The following is a 12,315-nucleotide window of genomic DNA, read 5'->3' as shown; positions in this document are numbered from 1 at the left end:
ATGCCTCCAAATAACTTAAGGATAACTGAATAATTTAATGATTAAAATAAAAAAAGAAAGAAGATGATTGCTCATCTTCTCTTTCTATCTCTCAGGAAGACGGTAATCAGCACTGTTAATGCGGCCAGGCTGGTTACCATTTCAAATCCTGGTGCCTTCGTGGCAGTCGCGGTAGGAGAAGCTGCTGGCGTTGTCGCACCTGGTGTTGCTGCTGTTGGCGTTGCACCTGCTGCAGTTCCGCCTGGCACTGCGACTCCCTTTGTACTGCTTATCGCGAATATCGACAAGGTGCTGGACTTTGCCTCGTAGGAGGTACTCGCGCTATCCGCGGTCGTCTGTGCAGTATCAAGCTGTGTCCACTGGCTTCCATCCCACTTGAGCAGCTTGACATCACCGGCTGCCACATTGTTATTGGTAAGCCATGTGTTGTCGACCTTGAACCTGATGAGAACACTATTTACACGCTGTGTACCGATCCACAGGTTAACATTCTTATATACGGTTCCTGGCGGGTTGGCTGCCACAAGTTTCGATGTGCCTTTGAGAATTTCTGCTCTCAGGGAAATACCGTTTTCACTCTCCTTATTCGTGACAACTACCTGATATATACCGATCTCGGGGGTTGTGAATGTGTATTTAACCGGAGCGTTGGAAACCAGATCCATGTCATGTGTTTCTGACTTTACTATGTTGGCAAAAGGCTCGCCTGAAACTACACCGCCCCCGCCTCCGGTTCCGCCACTGCTGCCGCCTGATGGTGCTGATACTGATACTGTACCTGCGATACCGAAGGTTGACAATCTGCTGAGGTTCGCCCAGACGTAATCACCTGTTGTATTCACACCGGCTGCATAGAGGATCGCACCGTCAGTGAGCCCGATTGTTGGAGCGCATATTTCGCCCGCACCGCAATCCAGCCTCTGCCAATTTGTTGCGAACCTGTATGGCCGAAGCGTGCTCTCCGCCACAGTTGATGGGATATTTGACGCATTATAATATCCCCTGAACTGGATATTGGAAATGTTCGCGAACCAGGCAGGGTTGCTCACCGAGATATTGAAGTAAATGTTAGGAATAGCACCGGAAGTGAACGAAGTGATGTCTGTTGACCCCGATGGGGCTTGAACCGACACGGTCACGTTGATCATCACAGGGATCGTCGTACTATTGCTTGTCACTATGTACTGGATATTCCCGATCGGGGAAGGGATAATTCCTGAGTCCTGTGTTGTATTTGCCGGGAATGACCCAACGGTCGTATTTATCATCCTCGGTGTGAGGGTGAAACTGAATGGTGTCGATGTAAATCCTTGCGCCAAGCTGCTGCCCGCAGCATATACATTGGTCTTTGATGTATAACTTCCGTCAAACATCATTGATGTATTAAGGGTAATAATGAATGATCTATTCAGCGGATTTGTCCCGTCACCGTATCCATATCCATAGCCGAAATTATATCCCACCCCGGTATTAAAATCATATCCATACCCTGTTCCAAAATTACCTCCCCCCCAGGGGTCCCCTCCTGGAGAAGCTATGGTTATTTCGCTTGGGAAAGCAGTACCACGGATGTCATTTCCATTCAGATCGAATGAAAAAGATCTTGGGGAATTGCCAGATAAATTCAGGAAAACGCGCTGTATCGGGACTGTATTATCTGGTCTCGATAAATTCACCCATGTTGTGAACGTGATCTTGTTCTCCGCCGCCTCTCCGATCTGTACCGAGGTCTTATCGGCATTCAACGTGACCAGTAACGCCTGCGCGATCGGTCCCGAAAAAATCAACATCGTTACAATGATCATTGTGATAACTGTACTTGCTATCAAAGATCCTTTTCTTTTTTTTCCATCCACCATTAGTATTTCCTCCTTATTCTTATTATAATAGGCAGAGATTCTCTTCGCCACTTGGTGATTTATCTCATTCTCAATAGGATATCCACCACTGGTTAATCCTTCAATACTGCAATGATGCATAAACTATAAATATCTTACTATTTGTAAATAGCGTTGGCATGAGAGATCGGTGGTCAGAAACGGGAAAAAGAGAGAATACAATTGGAATTATTACATATTATCGTTATCTTGTTGTTCGCAAATCAATAGACGGCAGGTTAATGAATGATTATTCCAGTTTATATCGGCAACGGTATAGTTCATGAAAAGTGGAAAGTCAAATATGAAAAATGATAAGCTGTCGGTAATTATTCCGGCTTACAACGAAGAAGGACACATTCTTAAAACAATAATGCATGTGAAAGATCTCTTCACAGAGCTCGGAGTGGATCATGAAATAATAGTTGTAGATGATGGATCCACTGACAATACTTATGAGGAAGCCACTTCAAAAAGATTTGACAATGTCAATGTCGTGCAAGTTAAGCACAACATGGGCAAAGGAAATGCCATAAGATACGGATTGAAATTTGCAACAAGAGACCTCGTCACTTTTCTTGATGCAGACATGGAACTTGATCCAAAGCAGATAAGCATTCTATTAGAGTACATGAAAAAATACCATGCAGATATCGTTGTGGGAAGTAAGAGACATCCCCTCTCCACCATAGAATACTATCCACTTATTAGAAAATTCTTAAGTAAGATGTACAATATCATACTCCGATTGCTTCTGCAATTGGAAATCCGGGATACTCAGGCTGGCTTCAAATTAATGAGGAGGGAAGTCCTGCAAAAGGTCTTTCCGCTGATGCGCGTGAAGAGGTACGCCTTTGATGTGGAGTTATTGGCGTATGCCAGGCGTTTCGGTTATAAGATCGTGGAAGCGCCCATAATTTTGAAATTCACAAGAAAGGGGTGGGGAAGGATAAATATTAAGGTTATCACCAACATCTTTCTCGATACAGTTGCAGTAGCAGGCCGATTCGGTTTCTTGCAGTACTATTCAAGGATTATTCGAGACTCAACTATCATGCTCATGGTTTCAATATCCGGGATATACCTTTACAAACAGTTTATTGATCCCTTCTTATTACCAGGAATTGAATCAAGAAGTTTGATTGCCCTATTCGCTTTGAGTTTTGTAATAGTTATTTTAACCTTACCTTACGAATCCCTTGCAAGAAAATTCGAGAAATGAATATGAGAATACTTTTTTACAACTGGCGTGACATCAAGAATCCTGCAGCGGGCGGAGCAGAGATATTCACCCATGAGAATGCTGAACAGTGGGTAAATTTGGAGTGCTTCGTCAGAATGGAGAATTGAATGAATATTGAAATTTCCATAATAATCCCTTGTAACGATGTAGATGCCCTCACCTTAGAGTGTATCCACGAATGTATGGAGCTCGATTATGAAAACTTTGAAATAATCGTCTTACCAGACAACGGTTCGAATTCAATTGACGATGTAAAAATAATTTCAACGGGTGGAGTTTCCCCTGGCCGAAAGAGAAATATCGGACTCAAAAACTCAACTGGCGAATTTCTGGCTTTTATCGATTCCGATGCGTATCCGAGAAAGGACTGGCTCATTAATGCAGTTAAATATTTCGCTTGCCCCGATATCGCAGCGGTGGGAGGCCCGGGAGTGACGCCACCGAGGGATACTATTCTACAGAAGGCAGGGGGATATGTTCTTTCTTCTTTCATGGTAGGTGGCCTTGCTGACAGGTACAATACCGGGAAATCCCGCGAATCCGACGATATTCATTCATGTAATTTCATTGCCAGGAGATCAGTTCTCGAAGAGATTGCCGGATGGGATGAGAAATACTGGCCTGGGGAGGATACGTTGATATGTCTTGGAATAAAGAAGCTCGGGAAAAAGATGATCGAATCCCCTGAGGTAATCGTCTTCCATCATCGAAGACCATTATTTGCGAAGCATCTGGCGCAGGTATCCAGGTTCGGCCTCCATCGAGGCTTTTTTGCGAAAAAATTCCCTGAAACGTCCCTCCGTGTGAACTATTTCATCCCTTCAATGTTTGTCCTTTTCTTAATATTTGGCATTGCTTTCCCGTTAATGAATAATTCCATTTTTCTTGCCTATATTTCTATACTGTTTTTATACCTGTTTGCAACGTTTGCAGTTTCTTTAATGGCAACTGCTTATGGAAAAGATCTGCGATATTTACCTCTGGTATTTACAGGAACAATTGCAACACACATTGCATATGGTGTATATTTTATTCGCGGCCTGACAGTTGGGGAACTGGAGAGATAATGATGAAAATTTCAATATCATATCCTCCGATTGAAAGCCCAAAGGGTACCCCATTGCTGGCCCAAAACAGGCAGTTCCAATGGTTTAATAATCCTACTTATATCTACCCCATGGTTCCTGCTTATGCTGCTACTCTATTGAAAGGAAGCGGCTATCAGGTCATCTGGGACGACGGGATCGCGGAAAATAAGACTTATGAGAAGTGGCGCAATGATATTCTAATGCAAGAACCGGATGTAATCGCCATAGAGACAAAAACTCCAGTGGTCAAAAGACATTGGAATATTATCGATGATATAAAGCGCAAGAGTCCTGATACAAGGATTGTTCTCGCAGGAGATCATGCGACTGCGCTCCCGCAAGAATCTATGGAGAACTGTGAGGCCGATTTCATACTCACAGGGGGGGATTATGATTTCCTCCTGCTAAATCTTGCAGATCATCTAGCAAAAGGTGTGAAGTTAGAACCAGGGATATGGTACAGGAAAGATGGAACCATAAAGAATTCAGGATTATTCAAGCTTGACCATGATCTGAATGAACTGCCCTTCATTGACCGTGATCTGACAAAATGGAAGCTCTACAGCGAAAAAAATGGCAATTATAAAAGGACACCAGGCACCTATACCATGGTCGGAAGAGACTGCTGGCATGCAAAATGCACTTTCTGCTCATGGACTACTACTTATCCATCCTTCAGGGCAAGAACTCCGGAAAAACTGCTTGATGAAATAGGTATGCTTATTGAGAAATATAAAGTGAAGGAGATAATGGATGATACAGGTACTTTTCCAGTGGGTAATTGGCTTCATGATTTCTGCACTGGCATGATAGAGAGAGGATATAATAAAAAAATAAATATCCACTGTAACATGCGCGTGAATGCCCTCATGCAGGAAGAATATGACCTGATGGCAAATGCTGGATTCAGGTTCATACTCTACGGTGTTGAGTCTGCGAACCAGGGTACGCTTGACAGAATTAATAAAGGTACAAAAGTGGAAGATATTCCAAATGCATGCATGATGGCTAAAAAGGCAGGGCTTGACCCGCATTTAACAGTGATGCTCGGGTATCCATGGGAGACGAAAACAGATGCTCTGCAGACTGTTAAACTTGCCCAGGAGATTTTCAAAAAAGGATGGGCCGATACGCTTCAGGCAACCATCGTTATCCCCTATCCAGGAACTCCTCTTTACAGGGAATGCAAGGAAAATGGCTGGCTTGTAACCGAAGACTGGGATAGATTCGATATGCGTGAGGCAGTTATGAAGTGTCCGATAACCGAACAGGAGATTAAAGAGTTAACACAGGAACTATACAAGGTATTTATCACACCTGGTTACATCCTGCGAAGATTGCTGTCCATCAGGAATATAGATGACCTGAAATTTATAAAAAGGGGCGTGAGTGCAGTCACAGGACATCTGACTGATTTCTCGAATAAGGAAAAGTGTGATTCTTAATCTGGTACCATAAAAGAGGATTCAAAAATGAAATGCGAACATAAAAGCTGTGGAAGCAAAGAGAAAGTCTGGCTGCCTCACATTTCAAGGGAGGAGGTATACGGCCTTAAATCGCATCCATACTGCATACATTGCGGAGCAGTCAAAAACATATCAGACGACATGCCGATGAAAATCGGGCATTATATAAACATACTCTCAAAAATTCGCAGGAGTTTTCGCATCTCGGATGCCCAGGTAAGGCTCATAATCAATGAATTAAGCAGCAAAGAGGGTTTTGAGGACCCCTACTGGTCAACAGGATTTGCACAGGAAAAAATGTTCCTGGCGTCGCTTAAGAGATATTGCAATCTTCAGGAAAACACGATCAAACCGTTACTCAGCTAGGTTGTATTGAGCTAGTGCTATGATAAAAGGCCGTGCAGAGGTAGCGGAGCTTATAATATTTGCTACACAATATGGAACAGAAATTGTGTTTTATGCGGACCGTTATTCTTCAGCTAGAAACCCATGCACCATTATTATCTATTAAGAATGTAATAAAAGAGAAAAATAAAGATATGCAAAAATCACCCTCTATAAGCATCGTTATTCCGACATATAACTCAGCAAGGACCATTTCTCTATGCCTTGACAGCATTATGATTCAAGTATATGCAGGTGAAACTGAGATCATCATTGCAGACGGCGGCTCTACTGACAGCACACTTGAAATAGCTCAAAAATACACTGATAAGATCTATACAAATCCTCTTAAAACAGGTGAAGCTGGCAAAGCCGCGGGTGTGAAACATACCAAAAATGAGATCATCGCTCTCATAGATTCGGACAATATCCTTCCTTCAAGGGACTGGCTTTCCCGTATGACTGAACCGTTCCAGGACAGGGAGATCGCAGGGACTGAGCCGCTTTATTACACGTATCGAAAGGAGGATGGGTATATTACGCGATACTGCGCCATGCTCGGGATGAACGACCCGCTGTGCTTATTCCTGGGAAATTATGACAGGATGTGCATGGTAACCAATAAATGGACTGAGATGCCAGTGATCCAGGAAGATAAGGGGAATTATATTAAGATCGAACTTGATGATAAGAAGCTGCCAACCATAGGCGCGAACGGGTTCCTTGTGAGGCGGGAGGCGCTAATGGATTGTTCCAGGGGTGATTACCTGTTTGATATCGATATTGTTTATGAACTGATCACGCAGAAAAAGAATAAGTTTGCGAAAGTCAAGGTGGGGATTGTGCATCTTTTTTCAGGGGATGTTTTTACTTTCATTAAGAAGCAAAGGCGAAGGATTAAGGACTACGCATATTATAAAAAGCTGAAGCTTAGGAAGTATCCATGGGGAAGTCTTGGCAAACTGAAACTGTTGAAATTCATTATTTATACGATAACTATTCTTCCGCTGGTTTCTCAAGTTTCGAGAGGTTACTGGCAGAAGCAGGACAGAGCGTGGTGGTTTCATATTCTGGCGTGCTGGATAACCATGGGCGTGTACGCATGGGGCCTGATAAAGAATACTATACATGTAGAAGAAGAGAATAGGAGTGGATGGGTACAGAGGTAAAGAATGTTATTTGATAAAAAGTATGCTATTATAACCCATCATCTCTTCACCGGCGCTGGTCAAGATCTTTACAGATTTTTGAAGAAAAACAATACTCGGTACGTGTTACTGGTACAACATAGTTTTTCTTCTTTGCCGGATAGAAAGACAACTTTCACTGAATTTAATAAGAACAAAGAGAATATTATCGAATGCTTAGATTACAAATTATTTCCAGACACTATCATATACATTAAAGATTTCTTCTATTCTTTTTTTGGAATTTTTTTCAATAAAAACAAATTCGATCTAATTGTAGGATGTGGAGGCTTTAATGCTTTGAGTGCGTTGTCACTTAAATGGGCTGGTAAATGTGAAAAAGTTGTTTTTTACACCATAGACTATGCACCTATCAGATTTAATAATAAATTTTTGAATAAAATATATCATTCTATAGACAAAATATGTGTAAGATATTGTGATCAGACATGGAATCTATCCCCAAGAATGGCTGAAGGTAGGGGAAAATACAACAATATGCCAACTGAAAAATATAATAAACAGAAAGTTGTTCCGATAGGAGTTTGGCTAGAAGATCTGCCACAAATAAATAAAAAGTATGGAAGAAAAACATTGATTTTTGTCGGGCATTTACTGGAAAAACAAGGAGTTCAACTAGTTTTAAAGGCTATACCTGAAATAACCAACAAAATTAGAGACTTTAATTTTATTATAATTGGAAATGGCGAATATGAGACGGAATTAAAAAAATTGGCATATCATTTGGAGATTGATAAATATGTTGAATTCAGGGGACCGATATACGATTCCAAAGAATTAAATAAAATATTAGGAAAATCACATATCGCTGTTGCTATGTATGATAATGGAAAAGCCTCCTTTACATACTATGCCGATCCCACGAAGTTAAAGACATATTTTGCGATGGGATTGCCTGTTCTATTAACTGACATACCTTATAATGCCCATGAAATTGAGCGATGCCATTGTGGGAAAATAATTAGAAATAATGTGGAAAGTATAAAAAGCGCAATAATAGAATTGATAGAAAATGAAGACATTCTAAAAGAATATTCTATAAATGCAACCAAATACATAAAACAATTTGATTATAACGAAATTTTCATGCGAAATTTAAATGACGTTTAAATTGTGGGCAATTAATTAATAATATATGAATAAAAATTAAATAAATGTGATACGATGAAAATACTAATAACAGGTGGAGCAGGTTTTGTTGGCAGCCATGCTGCAGAATATTTTGCAAGAAAAGGAAATGAGGTTGTGTGCTATGATAACCTTTCTAGGGGAGAACTTCTTAGAAAGGATTCTATCGATACCGCATATAACTGGAATTACTTAAAGAATATTAAAAATGTGAAATTAATCAAAGGAGACATTAGAGACTTAGAAGAACTAAAAGAAGCTGCAAAGAGTGCGGATGCGATCATACATACTGCTGCGCAGACTGCAGTTACTACATCGGTAGTTGATCCGAAAACGGATTTTGAGGTAAATGCTCTAGGCACATTTAATGTAATGGAGGCTGCAAGGACTTCTGATGTTGAGGCAGTTGTATATTGTTCTACGAACAAGGTATATGGCGACAATGTAAATGCGATTAAAGTAATGGAAAAAGAAAAACGGTATGTATTTGAGGATAAATTTAAGAATGGGATTTCAGAGTCTTTTGCGATAGATCGGTGTGAACATACACCATATGGTTGCTCAAAGTTAACTGGTGATATTTACTGTCAAGATTATGGGCATCTTTATGGGCTTAATTCAGGCGTCTTCAGAATGAGCTGTATTTATGGCACAAGGCAGTTTGGCGTCGAAGATCAAGGCTGGGTTGCGTGGTTCGCAATTTCAACAATATTTCGGAAACCTATCACGATTTATGGAGATGGAAAGCAGGTGAGGGATGTGCTTTACGTGGAAGATCTAGTAAAAGCATATGATGCCTTCTTGAATCTAAACAGCAGCGCAGTTTTGAATATTGGTGGTGGACAAGAGAATACTATATCGTTACTGGAGCTTCTGGATCTTCTAGAGGAATTGACCGGCCATCGCTCGAAAATAAATTTTGCGGACTGGCGCCCCAGTGATCAGAAGGTTTACGTTTCGGATATTTCGAAGGCTAGAGAAGTGCTGAAATGGGCGCCAGAGGTGGGGCATAGGGAGGGAATTAAGCGGCTTTTGGGATGGGTAGAAGATGTCAAGAAAGGAGGCTAAAATGAATATTATTTTTATGAATCCTCTGAGAGACACAATATCCGATAAGATTCAAAGTAGTTCTACATTTCCGAGAGTGGGTTTGGCAAGTATCGCAGCGGTTTTGCAAGAGAATTATAATGTCAAAATAATTGATCCAGTTATCGAAAACTATTCGCTGGTTGAACTCTGCGAAACACTAAAAGGATTAGATCCCGATGTGATTGGGATTAATGCTTATACAGAGGAGATAATTGACGCAGATATTATGTGCCGTGAAATCAAAAGAGTTCTTCCTAATACTTATTGCATAATCGGTGGACCGCATATCTCCGCAATTCCCGAGAGAACCATGAAAGAGTTTAATTTTTTTGATTTTGGTATTATTGGAGAAGGAGAAAAGACATGCTTGGAACTTGTTGAAGCAATTGAATCAAATAAAAAATTCGATTGTGTCAAAGGTATAATATTTAAAAACTATAATAAAATCATCAGAACCGAAAAAAGGGAACTAATAAAAGATATAAATGAATTACCATATCCAGCATGGAATCTTTTTAATCTTGAAAAATATAGAAAATTTAGTCCAACAGGAGAGCATATTGAAGGCTTGGAGTTACCCGTAGAAGGTGCAAGGGGATGCCCTTTTGACTGTATTTTTTGTTATAGAACTTTTGGGGGAAGTGTCCGATTTAAAACAGCCAAAAGAATAGTTGATGAAATAGAAAGCAATTTAAATTTTTTTGGGGCAACAAAGGTACATTTTGTAGAGGGAAGTTTTGGCATCAATAAGAGAATTGCAGTAGAAACATGTGATGAACTGATAAAAAGAGGACTTCATAGGAGGATCACATGGGAAACAGGTGGAAGAGTTGACTTGATGAATGACGTTGACTTATTGAAGAAGATGAAAGAGGCAGGTTGTACAGTGATAGGATATGGGGTTGAAAGTGGGAACGAGGAAATATTAAATAAGATTGGAAAAAAGACGAACCTAAGATTAATTCAGGAAACTGTTAAAAAGACTAAAGAAGCCGGTATCAAAGCAGGAGCATGTTTTATCATCGGATTACCTTATGAAACTGAAAAGACTATTAAGGAGACTATTAATTTTGCCTCACAACTCGATGCATTCAATCCAAATTTTGCAATACTGGTCCCCTTCCCAGGAACAAGAATTGCTGACATGGCGAGGACGGGTGAAGGAGGTTTGCGATTATTATCTGAAAATTGGTCCGATTACAGCAAACAAACTGGTAAAACGCTGGAATTGGCGGGTGTAGATCAAAAAAAGTTGGTAGCTCTGCAAAAGAGGGCATATTTGAAAGTATATACTAGCTCAAAAAATATATTGAATACTCTTCACCTTTTGAAGTCGCAAGGCGCCAAAAATTCCATGGTAAAGTTAAGAGCATTGCTTAGAATATAAATGCGGAAAAAAATGTTCAAATATTCGGAAGAATGTTATTATAATAAGATAGTATATAATTTGAATATTGAACTGAAAGACAACTTTTTGATATTAGATATTGGATGTGGTAAAGGAAATCTCGATCAGATATTATCAGAAAAATCAAAACTAATCTGTATTGACATTAAAAAGTTTGATGATTGGAATAAGATAAAAAATTGTAATTTAGATTTTTTGATAGCCGATGCATCCAATCTCCCATTTCGCAATAATATATATGATGTTGTTATTGAGAAAGATGCCTTACATCATGTTTTGCATTACAATGATGCACTGAAGGAAATGAGTCGCGTTACAAAGAAAACTGGGGTTATTGTTTTAATAGAACCTAATAGATATCACGTACTGAATTATATTCACTTAACTTTACTTAGAGGTCATAAGCATTTTTCAAAGGATAAATTTAGAAATTTGGTCGGCGGTTATTTTGAAAATTATAAAATTATATCTTTTGAAGCACATGTGTATCCATTGAGAAATATATTCTTATTAAACATAATACAAAAATTTGAGAATATTTTGGAAATTATACCTGTCTTAAAGAATTATCTATCTTACAATATGATTTTTATAAAGAACAGATTTAATTCTTCTGCTAATATTAATATCAATAATCAATATAATTTTCAAAAAAAATATTTTGATAACGAATACAAAAATTATAAAAAATATCATCTGGAGAATTGGAGACTCAGTTACCTTCGGAGGATATGCGCCATGCTAGATATGAATGGAGAAAACTCAAGTTACTATCTTGATATCGGGATTGGTGGTTCTGGCTATACTGTTATAGAAGCTGCGCAAAGAGGTTGTGTATCAGTGGGTATCGATATCTCACTGCAAGGTGTTAAAAAAGCAAAAAATTTTGCAGAACAAATATTGAATAACGATGAAGTATGTCATTTTATTGTGGGTTCAGCAGAATATCTGCCATTTAAAAAAAAAGTGTTTTCTAAAATTAGCTCAATAGCAGTTTTAGAGCATCTGCCGAATGATTGTAAAGCCATAGAGGATATGGCCAGGGTATCAAAGATTCAAGCAAAAATTGTAATCATAGTCCCTAATGCATATAAAAGAATTCTTCCTATTTTTTGGCTGCCATATTATCTTCATGACAAGAAAATAGGACATTTAAGACACTATAGTGAGGAACAATTAGGCATAAAATTTAAAAATCATGGTTTTGATATCAAAAATATATTCTATAGTGGGCATCTAGTTAAAATAATTCAAATTGTTTTATCGAGATTTATTCCGGAGATTAACAAACCAGACTCTTCTTTATGGTGGAATTTAGAAAAAATCGATTTGAAACAAAAAGATGCCAAAAATGGGCTACAATTATGTATGGTATTTGAAAAATTAAGGGAAACTACATATTCTAAATAAATATTTGCAATTTC

General features: G+C 39.1%; 11 protein-coding genes. 10 read left to right on the top strand and 1 reads right to left on the bottom strand.

What is annotated here, in order from left to right; all coding sequences use genetic code 11:
- Positions 1-71: 71 nt before the first annotated feature.
- Positions 72-1,859, bottom strand: coding sequence for a PGF-pre-PGF domain-containing protein (locus O8C65_03195; GenBank protein ID MCZ7355916.1), 1,788 nt, complete (start codon positions 1,857-1,859; stop codon positions 72-74).
- A 322-nt stretch (positions 1,860-2,181) separates the two neighbouring features.
- On the opposite strand from O8C65_03195, the gene O8C65_03190 reads away from it, so the two are divergent.
- The 10 genes from O8C65_03190 to O8C65_03145 all read left to right on the top strand — a co-directional run bounded on the left by O8C65_03190 (position 2,182) and on the right by O8C65_03145 (position 12,301).
- Entirely contained in the window at positions 2,182-3,099 is a 918-nt protein-coding gene (locus O8C65_03190; GenBank protein MCZ7355915.1) for a glycosyltransferase, read from the top strand.
- A gap of 2 nt (positions 3,100-3,101) precedes the next feature.
- Positions 3,102-3,227, top strand: a complete 126-nt coding sequence (locus O8C65_03185; protein MCZ7355914.1) for a hypothetical protein — start codon at positions 3,102-3,104, stop codon at positions 3,225-3,227.
- Positions 3,228-4,187: a glycosyltransferase gene (locus tag O8C65_03180; protein ID MCZ7355913.1), complete on the top strand. Its 960-nt coding sequence runs from the start codon at positions 3,228-3,230 to the stop codon at positions 4,185-4,187.
- Positions 4,187-5,653: a radical SAM protein gene (locus O8C65_03175; protein ID MCZ7355912.1), complete on the top strand. Its 1,467-nt coding sequence runs from the start codon at positions 4,187-4,189 to the stop codon at positions 5,651-5,653. The genes O8C65_03180 and O8C65_03175 overlap by 1 nt, the downstream gene beginning before the upstream one ends.
- Before the next feature lie 27 nt (positions 5,654-5,680).
- The gene (locus O8C65_03170; GenBank protein ID MCZ7355911.1) at positions 5,681-6,040 is read left to right on the top strand and encodes a hypothetical protein; all 360 of its coding nucleotides are present in this window, start codon (positions 5,681-5,683) and stop codon (positions 6,038-6,040) included.
- Between the two features lie 173 nt (positions 6,041-6,213).
- On the top strand, positions 6,214-7,227 hold the full coding sequence (locus tag O8C65_03165; protein MCZ7355910.1) for a glycosyltransferase family 2 protein: 1,014 nt from the start codon (positions 6,214-6,216) through the stop codon (positions 7,225-7,227).
- Positions 7,228-7,230: 3 nt separating this feature from the next.
- Positions 7,231-8,376, top strand: a complete 1,146-nt coding sequence (locus O8C65_03160) for a glycosyltransferase (GenBank protein MCZ7355909.1) — start codon at positions 7,231-7,233, stop codon at positions 8,374-8,376.
- 54 nt (positions 8,377-8,430) lie between these two features.
- Positions 8,431-9,462 (top strand): GDP-mannose 4,6-dehydratase, encoded by a 1,032-nt coding sequence (locus tag O8C65_03155; GenBank protein ID MCZ7355908.1) that lies wholly within the window; start codon positions 8,431-8,433, stop codon positions 9,460-9,462.
- Complete coding sequence (locus O8C65_03150) at positions 9,443-10,870, top strand: radical SAM protein (protein MCZ7355907.1); 1,428 nt, start codon at positions 9,443-9,445, stop codon at positions 10,868-10,870. Before O8C65_03155 ends, O8C65_03150 begins: the two co-directional genes overlap by 20 nt.
- A gap of 60 nt (positions 10,871-10,930) precedes the next feature.
- Positions 10,931-12,301 (top strand): class I SAM-dependent methyltransferase, encoded by a 1,371-nt coding sequence (locus O8C65_03145; protein ID MCZ7355906.1) that lies wholly within the window; start codon positions 10,931-10,933, stop codon positions 12,299-12,301.
- The last annotated feature ends 14 nt before the right edge of the window (positions 12,302-12,315 follow it).

The sequence above is a fragment of the Candidatus Methanoperedens sp. genome (assembly GCA_027460535.1).
Lineage (GTDB): Archaea > Halobacteriota > Methanosarcinia > Methanosarcinales > Methanoperedenaceae > Methanoperedens.
Note: the sequence above shows the minus strand (reverse complement) of the source record. Positions and strands in the feature narration are given on the sequence as shown.

Bases quoted from the DNA above. Each gene is read 5' to 3' on its own strand.
- O8C65_03185 (MCZ7355914.1), top strand. From the start codon at position 3,102: ATGAGAATACTTTTTTACAACTGGCGTGACATCAAGAATCCTGCAGCG.
- O8C65_03190 (MCZ7355915.1), top strand. From the start codon at position 2,182: ATGAAAAATGATAAGCTGTCGGTAATTATTCCGGCTTACAACGAAGAA.
- O8C65_03150 (MCZ7355907.1), top strand. From the start codon at position 9,443: ATGTCAAGAAAGGAGGCTAAAATGAATATTATTTTTATGAATCCTCTG.
- O8C65_03195 (MCZ7355916.1), bottom strand. From the start codon at position 1,859: ATGGTGGATGGAAAAAAAAGAAAAGGATCTTTGATAGCAAGTACAGTT.
- O8C65_03165 (MCZ7355910.1), top strand. From the start codon at position 6,214: ATGCAAAAATCACCCTCTATAAGCATCGTTATTCCGACATATAACTCA.
- O8C65_03160 (MCZ7355909.1), top strand. From the start codon at position 7,231: ATGTTATTTGATAAAAAGTATGCTATTATAACCCATCATCTCTTCACC.
- O8C65_03180 (MCZ7355913.1), top strand. From the start codon at position 3,228: ATGAATATTGAAATTTCCATAATAATCCCTTGTAACGATGTAGATGCC.
- O8C65_03170 (MCZ7355911.1), top strand. From the start codon at position 5,681: ATGAAATGCGAACATAAAAGCTGTGGAAGCAAAGAGAAAGTCTGGCTG.
- O8C65_03155 (MCZ7355908.1), top strand. From the start codon at position 8,431: ATGAAAATACTAATAACAGGTGGAGCAGGTTTTGTTGGCAGCCATGCT.
- O8C65_03175 (MCZ7355912.1), top strand. From the start codon at position 4,187: ATGATGAAAATTTCAATATCATATCCTCCGATTGAAAGCCCAAAGGGT.